The organism is Streptomyces bohaiensis (genome assembly GCF_012033785.1).
GTDB lineage: Bacteria > Actinomycetota > Actinomycetes > Streptomycetales > Streptomycetaceae > Streptomyces > Streptomyces bohaiensis.
Genome location: NZ_JAAVJC010000113.1, coordinates 1 through 14,645 on the forward strand (window position 1 = coordinate 1; position 14,645 = coordinate 14,645).

The 14,645-nt window shown below is 74.4% G+C and carries 9 protein-coding genes; 6 read left to right on the plus strand and 3 right to left on the minus strand.

Annotated elements, in window-relative coordinates; genetic code table 11:
* On the plus strand, positions 1–1,039 hold a 1,039-nt coding region (locus HCN52_RS13980; RefSeq protein ID WP_168088766.1), incomplete at its 5' end, for an ATP-binding cassette domain-containing protein.
* A 34-nt stretch (positions 1,040–1,073) separates the two neighbouring features.
* On the opposite strand, the gene HCN52_RS13985 is transcribed toward HCN52_RS13980, so the two are convergent.
* A complete protein-coding gene (locus HCN52_RS13985) occupies positions 1,074–1,682 on the minus strand; it encodes a response regulator transcription factor (RefSeq protein WP_168088767.1) in 609 nt (202 codons plus the stop codon).
* Between the two features lie 347 nt (positions 1,683–2,029).
* On the opposite strand from HCN52_RS13985, the gene HCN52_RS13990 reads away from it, so the two are divergent.
* A complete protein-coding gene (locus HCN52_RS13990) occupies positions 2,030–4,372 on the plus strand; it encodes an ATP-binding protein (RefSeq protein ID WP_168088768.1) in 2,343 nt (780 codons plus the stop codon).
* Between the two features lie 23 nt (positions 4,373–4,395).
* On the opposite strand, the gene HCN52_RS13995 is transcribed toward HCN52_RS13990, so the two are convergent.
* Together HCN52_RS13995 and HCN52_RS14000 are read right to left on the minus strand one after the other, a co-directional pair.
* Positions 4,396–4,869: a response regulator gene (locus tag HCN52_RS13995; protein WP_168088769.1), complete on the minus strand. Its 474-nt coding sequence runs from the start codon at positions 4,867–4,869 to the stop codon at positions 4,396–4,398.
* Positions 4,866–6,662 carry a PP2C family protein-serine/threonine phosphatase gene (locus HCN52_RS14000; protein ID WP_168088770.1) on the minus strand — a complete coding sequence of 599 codons (1,797 nt, stop codon included), beginning with the start codon at positions 6,660–6,662 and terminating at the stop codon, positions 4,866–4,868. The genes HCN52_RS13995 and HCN52_RS14000 overlap by 4 nt, the downstream gene beginning before the upstream one ends.
* 521 nt (positions 6,663–7,183) lie before the next feature.
* Here HCN52_RS14000 and HCN52_RS14005 point away from each other — a divergent pair.
* The 4 genes from HCN52_RS14005 (at position 7,184) to HCN52_RS14020 (ending at position 14,116) form a co-directional block, all read left to right on the plus strand.
* Positions 7,184–7,693 (plus strand): mycothiol transferase, encoded by a 510-nt coding sequence (locus tag HCN52_RS14005; protein WP_168088771.1) that lies wholly within the window; start codon positions 7,184–7,186, stop codon positions 7,691–7,693.
* A gap of 348 nt (positions 7,694–8,041) precedes the next feature.
* On the plus strand, positions 8,042–8,188 hold the full coding sequence (locus tag HCN52_RS14010) for a hypothetical protein (RefSeq protein WP_168088772.1): 147 nt from the start codon (positions 8,042–8,044) through the stop codon (positions 8,186–8,188).
* Between the two features lie 350 nt (positions 8,189–8,538).
* Positions 8,539–11,406 carry a SpoIIE family protein phosphatase gene (locus tag HCN52_RS14015; RefSeq protein ID WP_312876692.1) on the plus strand — a complete coding sequence of 956 codons (2,868 nt, stop codon included), beginning with the start codon at positions 8,539–8,541 and terminating at the stop codon, positions 11,404–11,406.
* 280 nt (positions 11,407–11,686) lie between these two features.
* Positions 11,687–14,116: a right-handed parallel beta-helix repeat-containing protein gene (locus HCN52_RS14020; RefSeq protein ID WP_209314522.1), complete on the plus strand. Its 2,430-nt coding sequence runs from the start codon at positions 11,687–11,689 to the stop codon at positions 14,114–14,116.
* The last annotated feature ends 529 nt before the right edge of the window (positions 14,117–14,645 follow it).

Genomic DNA, 14,645 nt, shown 5'->3' on the forward strand with positions numbered 1-14,645 from the left:
GGCGCTCGCCGGCTGGTCGGCCGCACGGGTGGCCGCCCTGGCGCTCTGCGGCCGGGTCCCGCCGGTGGCGCTGCTCGCGGCGACGCCGTGGCTGCTGGGGCAGGGGCTCACGGCGGGCGCGCTCGTCGGCGCGCTCACCTACCTCACCCAGTCGCTGGCACCCGCGGTGCACGCACTGATGACCGCGCTCGGGACGGCGGGCGGGCGGCTGCTGGTGGTGCTGGACCGGTTCAGTGAGCGGCCGGCGGAGCTGCCCCGCCCCCGCCCGGGCGCGGCACCTGGTGCGGCGACCGCGGCGGGCGCCGCGCCCGCCGCAGCGGGGGTGGCCCTGCGGGGGGTGCGGTTCGCCTACGGCCCCGCGGCCCGGCCCGTGCTGGACGGACTCGATCTCACGGTGGCGCCCGGGGAGCACCTCGCGGTGATCGGTCCCAGCGGCACCGGCAAGTCGACCCTCGCCGGCATCCTGACCGGGGACCGGACGCCCAGTGCGGGCACGGTCGCCTGGCTGCGTCCGCCCGGGGAGGCGGACGGCGGCGTGCCGCCCGGGGTGGTGCTGCTGCCGCAGCAGCCCTACGTCTTCACCGGGTCGCTCCGGGAGAACCTGGAGTATCTGCGTCCCGACGCCGGGGAGGCGGAGCTGACGGCGGCTGTCGACGCCCTCGGTATGCGGGGGACGGCGGACCGGATCGGCGGTCTGGACGGGGAGGTCCGCCCCGAGGCCCTGTCGCTCGGTGAGCGCCAGCTGATCGTGCTGGCCCGGGCGTTCGTCGCCGCCCCGGCGCTCCTCGTGCTGGACGAGGCGACCGGGCGGCTGGACGCGGCGGCCGAGGCCCGGGCGGAGACCGCGCTGGCGGCCCGCGCCGGCACGCTGGTGGTGATCGCGCACCGGCCGGCCTCGGCCCGGCGCGCCGAACGGGTCCTGGTGCTCGACGGTCCGCGTGTCGTCCTGGGGCCGCCCACCGAACTCGCCGCCCGCAGCCCGCTCTACCGGGAGTTGACCGGCGAGGTCGCCGTGCCGCCCGCCCGGGCGGGCGAGTGACCGACCGGGAGGCGCGCCGGCGGGCCGACGCCCGTCAGAGCCAGCCCGCGTCGTGGGCAAGACGTATCGCGTGCGAGCGGTTGCGGCCTCCGCTCTTGCGCACGGCGGCCGCCAGATAGTTGCGCACCGTGCCGTTGGTGAGGTTGAGGCGTCGGGCGATGCAGGCCACGGACTCGCCCTGCGCCGCCAGGGACAGGACGCCCAGCTCGCGTCCCGACAGCGGTATCTCGTGGGCCTGGAGCAGCCCGAAGGCCAGCGACTCGTCGATGTACCGCCCGCCGTCGGCGATCTTGCGGACCACGGCGGGCAGGTCGTCGGTGCCGTGGTACTTGTCGACGTAGCCGCGTGCCCCCGCGACAGCCGCGGCGCGCAGGACGCCGGGTCGGTCGCCCCGGCCGAGCACCACGAGGTGGCCTCCCTCGGGGCCGGGGCTGCGGACGGTACCGAGCTCCTCCAGCAGACTGTGCGAGCCCGGGGAGTCGAGGTCCAGCACGTACACCTCCGGTCGTTCGTCGCTGGCGGCGCGGCGCAGCTCCTCCCGACCGCAGCTGAGCACGTTGAGGGAGTCACCGGCATGGTGCAGCAGGCAGCGCAGCGCTTTTCGCCACAGGGCGACGTCGTGGACGACAAGCACAGTGGTCACAACCGGTCTCATCTCTCCCCCAGGACGCGTGCGGACAGGCCCCGTAGGCGATTGTGCGCGAGCGGTGCCGAGCGTGAGGCGCATAACACGATTCGTCACCGCGCTATCGGGGGCGGGCGGTGCCGTGGTGTGCGCTCTCCGCGCCCGCGCGTGCGCTGTGCGTGCGGGCGGTGCCCCTGGCGTTGATGCGGGGAGCGCACGCCGGTGGATTCCGGACCGGCGCCCTCCGCGCGGCCGCCGGCGGGCCGGTCACGGCGGGCCGACCGGGGGCGTGAGCCAGTGGGAGGATGGCGCACCAGAGGTACGAGCGCCCGGGGGTCGGGCGCCGCGGGCGGAGGGCACACGCGATGGTGGACCGATGGCTGACGGAGCGGGCGCGGGCGGCGGAGGCGGAGGTCCCGGGCGGTTTCGACCTCTCCGAGTGCGTGCGCGAGCCCATCCACCTGCTCGGCGGCGTGCAGTCCCACGGCACCCTGATCGCGGTGGAGCCCGCGAGCGGAGTGGTGGTGGTCGCCGCCGCCAACACCGGCGAGCTCCTCGGGGCGCCGCCCGAGGAACTGCTGGGGGCACACGCCTCCCGCGTCCTGGCGGAGGCCGAACTGGAGGAGGCACTGAGCGGCACCTCCGGGGAGGACTCCGCGGCCGTCACCTTCCCGGCCCCCGTCGGTGGTGCGGGCAGCCGCCGCCAGGTCGACGTCTCCGCCCACCGCCGGGACGGCCTCCTCGTCCTGGAGTTCGAGCCGCGGCAGCACGAGGCACCGGCCTTCGGAACCTTCTACGCCGGCATCCGGCGGGCGCTGGCGCGGCTGCGCTCGACCTCGACCGTCACCGAGGCCTGCGCGGTCGCGGCGCGCGAGGTCCGCGCACTGACCGGCTACGACCGGGTGATGGTCTATCGCTTCGACGGGGAGGCCGGCCCGGGTGAGGTCGTCGCGGAGGACCTCACGCCCGGCTGGGACCCGTGGCTGGGGCTGTGGTTCCCCGCCACGGACGTCCCCCCGCAGGCGCGGCGGCTCTACCGGGACAACTGGATCCGGGTGATCGGCGACGTCCTGGACGAGACCGTGGGACTGGTGCCCCCGGTCCGGCCGGAGACCGGCGTCCCGCTGGACCTCTCCTCGGCCGCGCTGCGGACCGTCTCCGGCTTCCACCTGGAGTACCTGCGCAACATCGGCGTGCGGTCGTCGATGTCCGTCTCCGTGCTGCGCGAGGGCAGCCTGTGGGGGCTCATCGCCTGCCACGGTGCCCGACCGCTGCGGCCCACCCCCGAGGTCCGCTCGGCCTGCGAGATGTTCGGTGCGGCGTTCTCCTTGCAGCTTGCGGCCATCGAGGAACGGGAACGGGCGGACGCCATCGCCGAGTCCGGGACGCGTGCCGCGCGGGTGGCACGGCTGCTGGAGGACGGTCTGGAGGAGAGCGTCGCCGACCACGGCGAGGCGGTCACCGAGCTGCTCGCCGCGGACGGCGTGGTGCTGTGCCGGGGCGGCAGGGTCTCCGGCAGCGGTGACACCTTTCCCCCGGGGCTGGTCCAGGCGCTCGGCGGCCGGGCCGCGCTGCTGGCACCGGGCACGGTGTGGGAGACGGACCGGCTCGCGGAGGTCGACGGCGAGGAGGCGGCCTTCGGCGCGCAGCCGTCCGTCATGGGCCCGGCGGGGGTACTGCTGCTGCCGCTGAGCCGCTCGGGCGACTTCCTCGCCTGGTGCCGCCGGGAACGCCCGGTACCCCGGCGCTGGGCGGCGGACCCCGCCGCCCCGGTCCGGGTCGGGGCCGGGGGCGAGCGGCTGACGCCTCGCGGCTCGGGAGCGGTGTTCGCGGCCATGATGCGCGGGCGCAGCCTGGAGTGGACCACGACGGACCGCGCGGCCGCACGTGAACTGTGGCGCCTGCTCACGGGGCTCGTGCTGCGGCACGCCGACGCGGTCGGCGCACTCAACGACGAGCTGCGCATGACCAATCTCGACCTGGACGGCTTCGCGCACGCCGCCGCGCACGACCTGAAGGAGCCGCTGCGCGGCATCTCCAACGCCGTGACCTTCACCATCGAGGACGCCGCCGCCAGGCTGGATGAGACCACCCGGCGGCGGCTGCTGACCATGCAGCGACTGGCGGGCCGTATGGACGAGCTGCTCAACTCGTTGCTGCACTACGCCAGGTTGGGCCGAGCGGGGCTCCGGGTGTCCGAGGTCGACCTCGGACGCGTGCTGGACTCCGCGCTGGAGGTGGCGGGCCCGCGCCTCGCCGAGGAGCGGGTGCAGGTGCGGCGTGGCCCGCTGCCCGTGCTGGCCGCCGACCAGGACCGGCTCTACGAGATCCTGGTGAACCTGCTGGTCAACGCCGCCAAGTACGCCGATCCGGACAGCTCGGACCGGTGGGTGGAGGTGTCCGGTCGGCGACTGCCGGTGCCGGGCGACCCCGGCGAGGCACACGAGACCGTGGTGACGGTGCGGGACAACGGCATGGGCATCGCTCCCGCGCTGCACGAGGAGGTCTTCCAGCTCTTCCGGCGGTTGCACGGGCCGCACGAGTACGGCGGCGGGTCCGGGGTGGGCCTCGCGGTCGTGAAGCGCGTCGTGCAGCGGCACGGCGGCCGGATCTGGCTGGAGAGCGCGCCGGGCCGCGGCAGCGCGTTCTCCTTCACCCTGGGTGTCTGCGAGGCGGCGGACGACAGCACCGCGGCGGACGGCTCCTGAGGCCACCCGCCGCCGGACCGGCGCTACGCCTCCGACGACTGCTGGCGGGGGACGGGCGGGGCGTGGGAGGCCGCGCCCCGCGACGCCTGCCAGTAGTCGATCGCGCCCTTGAGCACCGTGCGGAACAGCGTGAAGTTGACCGGCTTGTAGACGTAGCTGTCCGCGCCCGCCGCATAGCAGGCGTCCACCTCGGCCGGGGAGGTGGAGGAGGTGAAGACGACGACCGTGACGTCGTCGAGCTCGGGTCTGGACCGCAGTTCGGCGAGGACTTCGTGGCCGTCCGGGCCGGGCATGTTGAGGTCCAGCAGGACCAGACCGGGCAGCGCCTCCCGGGCCAGCAGCATCTCCAGCAGGCCGTCGCCGCGGGTCGTGAACTCCGGCCGCAGCTCGGGGTGGGTGTGGCGCAGCGCCCGTTCGATCGCCTCGGCGTCCTCCAGGTTGTCCTCCACGACCAGGACACTGCCCAGGTCGATTCGGCGTCCGCGTTCCGTGGTCATCCTGCCGTCCCCTTCACGTGCGCGACGAGCACCGCGGTGTCGTCGCTCCCGGTCGCCCGGAACGCGGACATCCGCGCCACCAGGCCTGCCGCGGTCTCGGGTTCCTCAACGACGCAGTCGCGGACGGCCTCCGGCAGATGGTCCTCGAAGAATACGCCGCTGGCGGACCGGGCCTCGGTCAGGCCGTCGGTGAACATCACCAGCGAGTCCCCCGCCTCCAACCGCAGCGAGGTGGGTTGCAGGTCGGTGTCGGGCAGCACGCCGAGGAAGAGCCCGGTCACCCGCACCTCCTCCACCAGACCGTCCTTGCGACGCACCAGCGGCGAGGGGTGGCCCGCCGCGGCCACCCGCGCCAGGCACGCCCCACCCCCGTCGGGAGTGAGGACGGCCACCAGCGCCGTCACGAACCGGGTGGTGCCCTGGTCGAGCAGTATCGTGTTCAGCCGCTGCAGCGCCAGTTCGGGCAGCACCCCGTCCTCCAGGAGGGTGCGCAGGGTGTGGCGGGCCAGCCCGGTCAGTGCCGCGGCCTCGGCGCCGCGGCCGCAGACGTCCCCGATCACCACCGCCAGCCGGCCGTCGCGGTCGACGACCGCGTCGTAGAAGTCCCCGCCCACCTCCAGGGAGTCGTCCGCGACCTCGTAGGCGGCGTACAGGTCGGCCGAGGGCCACACCGGCAGCGCGTTCGGCAGCAGATGGCGCTGCAACTGCTCCACATGGCGCCGCCGCTGCTCGTAGGCGGTGGTGGTGTCGATGGCCAGTGCGGCACGCCGGGCGAGGTTGTCGAGCAACCGGGTGCCGGCGACGGCGTCCTCGCCCCGGTGGTAGATGAAGGTGAGGGTGCCGAGCGCCTTGCCGCGGGCGCGGAGCGGGCTGACGCTGACGGCGTTGACCGGCTGCCCGGGGCCGTCGGTGTGCGGGCCGAACGGCGCCCCGTCGAGTTCCTCGCCGCTGAGCACGACGCACTCGCCACTGCGTACGGCACGGTCGACCAGGTCGGCGAACCACGGGTCGTCGCGTGCCAGATCGGCCAGCCAGGGCTGCACATCGGCGGCGACATGCGCGGACGCGACGGGGGCCAGCCCGCCGAGATCCGCGAACAGATGCACCGCGCACCCCTCGGCGACGGCGGGGACGGCCAGGCGCGCCACCCGCGAGAGCGTCTCCTGGACGTCGAGGCTGGCGTCCATCTGGAGCGACGCCTCGGCCAGGAAGGCGTCCTCGATCAGGCGCCGCTCGTGCTCGCGCGCCTCCACGATCCGGCGGTTGCTCGCCACCAGCACCTCGGAGAGCTGGACCAGCCGGGCCGTCATCGCGGTCAGCACCGCCGCGTCCCGCGGGCGTTCCGCCAGACCGACCGAGTACGACGCCCAGTCGTTCTCGCCGAGCCGGAACCGCGACTCCAGCGCGAAGTGCGCGCCGGCTTCGGCCAGGGCGCGTCCCTCGGGCGCGAACCCCTCGGTCCCGGCGTCCAGATCGTGGTGGTGGACCAGGGGGCGCGCGGCGGCCCGGCCGGGCTCCGGTGGCGGGACGGGCCGGCCGGCGGCGGTACCGGCACCGGTGGTGGTGGTCGTCGTCGACCGCGCCGTGGTGGCGACACGGAGGTAGCGCAGCCGATCGCCCTCCCACCGGCTGCCGGTGACGGCCAGGACGTCGTCCTCGGCGAGCATGGCGGCGTAGACGTGCCGCGCCATCTCCTCGACGTTCTCCACGTCCTGCGCGGCGAGCCAGAGGCTGTGGAGCCGAGCCGGCCAGGACGCGTCGATCCCGTCGATTCGACTGTTGGCAGTGGTCAAGGAGAACTCCCCCCGTCCGGGTCGGGCGCCCCGCCGATCGCGGCGGACGTCTGCGGCCAGGGGACAGGACGTGGCACGCGGCGCGCCCAGACTAGCCGGGCGGAATGCCCGCGGACGACCGACTCCGGCACGAGATCGCCGGAAGCTCCCGGTCCCGTTCCGGCCGCCGGCGCGCGCCGGGCGCGCGCCCCGAGAGGACCGAGGCGGCTCCGCTGCCGGTAACACGACCCCGACCTGCGGCGTCGCCCCGTGGCCCACGGGGCGCACGGGGTGGTGTGCGTCGTCGGAGTCCGCCGCGACGCCCCCGCCGCACCGCGCGCGCCCCGCCCCGTCGAAGACGCGCGCGTCGGCCCGGTGGCGCGTTCCCGACGGGCGCCGCGGACTCCTCCCCCGTGCGGGCGCCGTCGGCCCGGCCGGCGGCGCGGCTCCTCGCCGTCACCCCTCGAGGGCCGCCCGGCTCGCTCCCGACACGGCACGGCGCGGTGCGCGACGCGGGGCCGCGGCGGGGCGATGATGCGGTCATGCAAGCCAACGACATCCTCCTCGACGGGTACGACAGCATCCGGGAGACGGTTCACGCGGTCGTCGCCGACCTCCCGGCGAAGACCCTGAATCACCGGCCCGCCACGGACGTCAACTCCATCAGCTGGCTGGTGTGGCACCTCACCCGCGTGCAGGACGACCACCTGGCGGAGGTCGCCGAACGGGAACAGGTCTGGTCGAGCGGGGGCTGGCGCGAACGGTTCGGCCTCGACCTGCCGGCGGACGACACGGGGTACGGGCACACCCCGGAGGAGTCGGCGAGGGTGCGCGTCGAGGCCGGAACCCTGCTGACGGGCTACTTCGACGCGGTGCACGAGCAGTCACGGGCGTTCCTGGCCGGCCTCACCGCCGCGGAGCTCGACCGGGTCGTCGACGAGGGCTGGGACCCCCCGGTCACCCTGGGCGCGCGGCTGGTCAGCGTGCTGGCCGACGACCTGGAGCACGCGGGGCAGGCGGCCTACCTCCGGGGGTTGCTGCGGGCGCGGTGAGAGCCCCGAGGGACGCGTCCGGAACCCGCCGCTGCGCCCCTTCGCCCCCGTGGGCGGGGAACTGCGCTCGGTTATGATCCCCCTTCGGGGCGTGCCCGCCCGGGTCCGAACGCTGTGCGGCTCGGGCAGCAGACGGGGGGCGCGTCCCTCGATACGCCGTGGGACGCGCGCGAGGTGGCGCGCCGGAGCATCGGCCCGGGGAAGTGGGGTGTCCGGATGGGCCGCGAGGCGCAGCAACGCGCGAGCGCGGAGGTGGTGAGGCTGCGGGCTTTCTGGGCAGAGCACCGCAGGTCACCGAGGGGGGCGACGCTCCCGTGGCCGGGGCGGCGGCCGGTCACGATGGAGGAGTTGCGACGCCTGGTCGACTCCGTGCCGACAGGGCCGAACGGGGACCCGTACGCCGGGCAGTGGTTCGTCATCGTCGCGGCGCTGGACCGCGGTCAGACGGTGACGGAGCCGCTGGTGGACCCGCCGCAGCGCCGCTGGCCCCTGTGAGCCCGGCGCACCCGCCGGGCCGCAGGTGACACCTCGCACCGGAGCCGGCGGGCGGTCGGGTGGCGCCGGACGGCACCGAGTCGGACCATGAGGACATCGACGCAGCAGCGGGGCGGCGAGGACGGAGCGGACGGCACCGACCGGAGTGGACGCGCCATGATCAGCAGCTGGAGCCGCAGGGCGGCACCATCGGGGAGCGCACCGCGACCCGCGTTCCGTACTGCTGCTTCGGCGTCCGCACCGGCGGGGCGGACGGGGGCCCGTGACCGGTGGTCGTCCTGGCGGCGTTCACCGTGAGCGCCGCGGGGCGGACGGAGCCGCCACGGGACCCGCCACGGAGTCGGCTGGCTGTGGTGCGGGCGTTCGTGGCGCAGGCGACCGAGACCGAGGCGCTGGAGTTCGCACTGCACCACGCGGTCGCCGCGGTCGGCGGTCTCGGCGGCGTGGTGCACCTCGCCGGCCCGTGGGAGGGTTCCGCACTGCGGTTGGTCGTGGTCGACGGGCTGCCCGAAGCGGATGCCCGCGGCTTCCACGAACGCATCGTCGGCCGGGCACTGCCCGACGGGTCCGAGGAGAACGCGCTCTCCGGTCCGGCGGGGACAGGCTGGTTCGCCGCCTCCGAAACGGACCGGCGCGCGGACGAGGAACCCGCCTACGCCGAGGTCGCGGGCGTCCTCGTCGTCCCCCTCGCCGCGCCGCGTCGCGCCCTGGGCACCCTCTCCGTCATCTGCCTGTCCCCACCGGACGCCGACGAACGGTGCCTGGTGGGAGAGATCGCCTCCCTGGTGTCGGAGAGGTTGGCGCGGTCGCTCTCCGCCGACCACGCCGCCTCGTCCGCGGCCTGGCCCACCCGGGCCCACTCCTCACCGCTGAGCGAGGCCGTCCGGTCGGTCAGCGTCGGCTCGTGGGACTGGAACATCCGCACCGGCGAACTGCGCTACGACGTGCAGGCGACGCGCGTCCTCGGGATGGAGCCGCACGAGACCCGGGTGCGGATCGGGTCCTGGGTGGACCTGGTCCACCCCGACGACCTCCCGTGGGTGATGGCGGACACCGAGGAGGCGATCCGCACCCAGAGCCTCTACGGCGTGGAGTACCGGATCCGCCGCCCCGACGGCACCACCGGCTGGGTGCAGTCGCGGGGGCGCGTGATCCCCGGCGAGGACGGTCGCCCCGGCCACCTGGTGGGGACGGTCTGGGACACCACCCGGACACGCGTGGCACGCGACGCCGTCGACGACGCGCTGCGCCACATGACCGACGGCTTCCTGGCCGTGGACAGCGAGTGGCGGATCATGTTCGTCAACGCCGAGGCGGACCGCGCGCTGGGGCCGGTGCCGGCCAGCGGCGACCGGCTGCTGTGGGACCTCCCCGCGGGGCGCGCGCCGGGCTTCGAGGAGGCCTGCCGGCGGGCGGTGGCGGAGAACACGCCGGCCGGCGTCGACGTCCGTCCCCCGGACAGCGGGCGCTGGTACCACCTGCGGCTGGTCCCGGTGCCGCAGGGGCTGACGGTCTACTCGACGGACATCACCGAGGCACGGCAACGCGACGCGGAGCGCGAGAGCGCCGCGCGGGAGTCCGCGGAGCAGTCGGCGCACATCGCCCGGCTGACGGGCGCACTCGCCGAGGCGATCACCATGGAGGACGTGGTCCGGGCCACGGCGGAGCACGTCCTGCGGCCGTTCGGGGCGGTGAGGATGGCGATCATCACCCTGAGCGGTGGCTCGGCGCAGACCGTCGGCTCCCTCGGCTACCCCGCCGACGAGCCGGCCGCCCTCTGGGCCCAGGACGGGGGCGCCTCACCGCTGACGGAGACCGTGGAGAGCCGCGTCCCGCTCTTCCTGGGGTCGCCGGCGGAGTACCGGCGGCGCTACCCCCGCTCGGCGAGCGCGCTGACCGACGGCGGGGACCGGTCGTGGGCGTTCCTGCCGCTGGTGGTCTCGGGCCGGGTCACCGGTTGCTGCCTGCTGGCGTTCCCGGTGCCGAACGCCCCCAGACCCGAGGACCGCAGTGTGCTGGCCGCGCTCTGCGGGCTCCTCGCGCAGGCACTGGAGCGGGCCCGGCTGTACGACGCCGAGCACGAACGGGCGCAGGAACTGCAGCGCGGCCTGCTGCCGCAGCGGCTGCCGACGGTCCCCGCGGTGGACGCCGCGGCGCGGTACCTGCCGGCGGACCGGCGCCTGGACATCGGCGGCGACTGGTACGACGTCATCCCGCTGTCGGCCGAGCGTGCGGCGCTCGTCATCGGGGACGTCATGGGGCACGGGCTGTCGGAGGCGGCGACGATGGGACGGTTGCGGACCGCGGTCCGCACCCTGAGCGAGCTGGAGCTGCCGCCCGACGAGATCCTCACGCACCTCAACGACCTGGTCAGCGAGTTGGGGGACGACTTCTACGCAACCTGCCTGTACGCCGTGTACGACCCCACCTCCCGGATGTGCGACTTCGCCTCGGCCGGGCACCTGCCGCCGGTCGTGGTCCGGCCGGACGGCGCCGCCCACGTGCCCCGCGTGCCGGCCAACGCGCCGCTGGGGGCGGCGACACCGCCGTTCGACGTGCTCCGGGCGGAGGTACCGGACGGCAGCCTGATCGCCCTGTTCACCGACGGGCTGGTGGAGTCCCGAGGCCACGACATCGACGACTCCGTGGACCGGTTCACCCGGCTGCTGGCGGCCACGGCGGGGGACGACGGGCCGCCGGTGGCCGGCGGTCACGACGCTCTCGACGGGCTCTGCGACAGCCTCGTCACCTCCCTCACCGCGACACTGCGCAACCGCCGGGACGACGCCGCCCTGCTGCTGGCGCGGACGCATGCCCTGACCTCGGAGAACGTCGCGGTGTGGCCGCTGTCCGCGGAGCCCACCGCGGCGGCCCGGGCGCGGGAGATGATCCGCGAGCAGTTGACCGCCTGGGGGCTGGACGACCTCGTGATGACCACCGAGCTGGTGGTCAGCGAGTTGGTCGCCAACGTCGTTCGGCACGCGCAGGAACCGGTGACGCTGCGGCTGCTGCGCGGCCGGAGTCTGGTCTGCGAGGTCTCCGACGGCAGTCTCACCACGCCGCACGTGCGGCGGGCGGCCGACACCGACGAGGGTGGCCGCGGCCTTCAGCTGGTCAGCGCGCTCACCCACCGCTGGGGCGCCCGGTACAGCGTGGCCGGGAAGACCATCTGGACCGAGCAGCCGCTGCCGGAGACGGACGAGCGCCCGCAGGAGTGACGCGCTCCGCACACGGGGTCCTTGGCACCGCCGTCCGGTGCCGTGGCCGGTGGGGCGGCACCGGGGGCGCGCGCCGGCCGTCCTGCCCTTTCGCCCCACCGCGCCCAGGAGCACCACTCTCGACGGGTCGGTCGGAGCCCCGGTTGAAGAAAGCGCTTCCTGCCTGTTGACCTGGACCTCTGTTCGGCTCTTGACTGTGCGCGGCCCACCAGCACGGAGGCAGTGAGCCGTCCCTCGAGCCGCGAGGGCCGGGGCTCCGCCTGCCCTAAGGGAGTTGACGATGAGGTTGACGACAAGACCCACCGAGCCGGCGTCCGGCGCCGCACGCCGGTCCCGGTTCACCCGGGCGGGAACCGGCGCCCTGCTCACCGCCGTCCTGACCGCCGGCACCCTGGCAGCAGGCACCGCCCCGGTCTCCGCCCGGACCGCGGAGACCGCGGCCGGGGCCGACACCGCCGAGGCACCCGTCTGGCAGTCGGTGACCTTCGGCCAGTCCACGGACCTGAACTTCTCCTCCAACGTGCTGCCCGAGAAGGTGGGGGTCAACTACGCCGAGCCCGAGGTCCCGGGGACCGTCGAGGGGCGCATCACGCTGGAGAGCCGCGGCGGCAAGCTGGCTCAGGGCCACGACGGCCTGACCTTCTACCACACCGTGCTCGACCCCGAGACGGACAACTTCGTCCTCACCGCGGACATGACCGTGGAGCAGTTCGGTCCGGAGACCGGCGCCGCGCCCAACAGCCAGGACAGCGCGGGCCTCATGGTCCGCGACGTCATCGGCGCACCGCGGCAGGACCCGATGGTCGACGGGTTCGAGGAGGTGCCGGCGGCCTCCAACATCTTCGCCACCGGCATGATGCGCGCCGGGGTCAGCGCCATCCACCGCACCGGAGTCGTCGAGCCGTGGGGCAATCCGGGCAGCTCGCTGTCGGCGCGGACCTTCACCACGGACTCCCGCTACGCGCTGCCGGTCGGCACCCCCGTCTCGCTGCGCCTGGAGCGCACCGACACCGAGTTCGTGATGGCCGCCACGTTCACCCACGCCGGTGAGCCCGCCACCTTCGAGCAGCGGGTCGACGGGGCGGACTGGGTCCAGGACATCGACCCGGACCGCATGTTCGTCGGCTTCTACGCCGCCCGCAACGCCAAGATCACGGTGGAGAACGCCCAGCTGGAGGTGAGCGGCGCCGACACGGTCCCGCGCGCCCCGGTGGAGCCGCAGCCGGAGCAGCCGGCCCTGGCCATGCTCTCCCCCACCGAGACCAGCGCCCGGGTCTACGCCCTGCAGACCCGGCCCAACCAGGCGGGTGAACTGGTCGTCACCGACGACCGGGGCAAGCGGGTGGCGAAGAAGCGCCTGAAGGCACACCAGGTCTACAGCAAGAACGTGCCGCTCCGTGACGGCGGGGTCCGGCTCACCCTCACCTTCACCCCCGCGACCGGCGACTCGGCCCCCGTGGTCCGGGAACTGACCGTGACGCGCAGCGCGTACGGCGAGCGCGGCGACGGCCGCACCGTCCACGCCGCCCCCGGCGGCACGGCTGCGGGCGCCGGCACCGCCGCCCGCCCCGTCGACCTCGGCACCGCGCTGCGGCACGTGGCCCCGGGCGGCACCGTGCTGCTGCACGGCGGCACCTACGAGCCGACCGGGACGCTGTCGCTCGACGCGTCCTACAGCGGCCTGCGCAACAAGGTGAAGACGGTCCGGCCCTACCGGGGGCAGGACGTGGTGATCGACGGCCGCGACGCCCTCCCCGTCGTGGTCCGACTCGACGCCCACCACTGGCGGTTCGAGGACGTCCAGGTCACCCGCGCGGTCAACAACGCGATGCGGGTGAGCGGCAGCCACAACACCATCAGCGGCATGACGTTCAACTTCAACGGCAACACCGGCTTCCAGCTGAGCGGCAGCGGTGACAACCCCGACCTGTGGCCCTCGCACAACCTGATCGTCGGCAGTGAGTCCCACGACAACCGCGACCCGAGCGACATCGACGCCGACGGCTTCGCCGCCAAGCTCGGTGTGGGTGCGGGCAACGTCTTCCGCGGCAACATCTCGCACCACAACATCGACGACGGCTGGGACCTGTACAACCGGACCAACGAGGGCGCGAACCTGCCGATCACCCTGGAGAACAACGTCGCGCACTCCAACGGGCGGCTGAGCAACGGATACGGCCCCGGCGGCACCATCGGCAACGGCTTCAAGCTCGGTGGCGAGGGACTCCCGGTGGCGCACGTGGTGCGCGGGAACATCGCGTACGACAACGGGATGGACGGCTTCACCGACAACTTCAACCCCGGCCGGCTCGAACTCGACAACAACACGAGCTTCGACAACGGCCGCTTCAACTTCCTCTTCCGGTTCAGCCCCTACTTCGACGAGTCGGAGCAGGGCGTCTTCCGCAACAACCTCTCCTTCCGTACCGCGGACGGCCGGGGCGGCGACGCCCCCGCGGCCGACTTCGTCTCCGGCGACCTCGACCGCACCAACGTCCTGTTCGACGGCTCCCGTGCGGCCAACGAGGACGGGTCGCTCGCCCCGCGCGCGGCGGACTTCCGCTCGCTCACCCTGCCCGAGGGCTACGCCCGGGCCGCGGACGGGACACCCGTGCACGGCGACTTCCTCCGCCCGGTGCGGGGCAGTGACCTGAACAAGGGCGGGACCCGGCGCTCCCACGTGGGCGCGCTCGACGGCAGCCGCCGCTGACCGACCGCCGCCCGACCGAGGGCCCGTGCGCCGTGGTGCTCCCACTGCGCACGGGCCCTTCTGCGCTGCACCGAGCTCTTCGTCCGGACCGCGACCGCCCACGACCAGCGGCGTTGCGGAGCACCCCAGATCCGGCTCGTCTGATCCATTGAGCGCCCAAAGTGATGCTGTTAGCGTTCACATACGACAGGGTGAGTGACCGAGATCACTCTGCCGTGAGCCGCCGTGCCGAGCAGCCGACGGCTCGGTGTCCCCGTGATGGTCTGCGTCGGGGGTGGGTGGCCGGAGCCACCGGGCCGTGGGTGGGCCCGGGCCGACCGCATCCCCGCGGGGCCGACGCGGGACCACCGCCGCACGCCACCGCTCCACGCGTCAGACAGCTCCATCCCGGCACCTCCCCCGATCGGACAGCCGGCCCCGGACGAGGCCGCGCGCGCCCGCCCGGCACGCGGCGCCCGAATACTAAAAGCAATCATGAAGCGGGGAAACCAGGCACCCACCGCCCAGCGAGTTCATCTCCTCGCCGCCG

What these genes read in the sequence shown, in the direction of transcription:
- HCN52_RS13990 (WP_168088768.1), top strand. Translation starts at nt 2,030, where the DNA reads ATGGTGGACCGATGGCTGACGGAGCGGGCGCGGGCGGCGGAGGCGGAG.
- HCN52_RS13995 (WP_168088769.1), bottom strand. Translation starts at nt 4,869, where the DNA reads ATGACCACGGAACGCGGACGCCGAATCGACCTGGGCAGTGTCCTGGTC.
- HCN52_RS14005 (WP_168088771.1), top strand. Translation starts at nt 7,184, where the DNA reads ATGCAAGCCAACGACATCCTCCTCGACGGGTACGACAGCATCCGGGAG.
- HCN52_RS14020 (WP_209314522.1), top strand. Translation starts at nt 11,687, where the DNA reads ATGAGGTTGACGACAAGACCCACCGAGCCGGCGTCCGGCGCCGCACGC.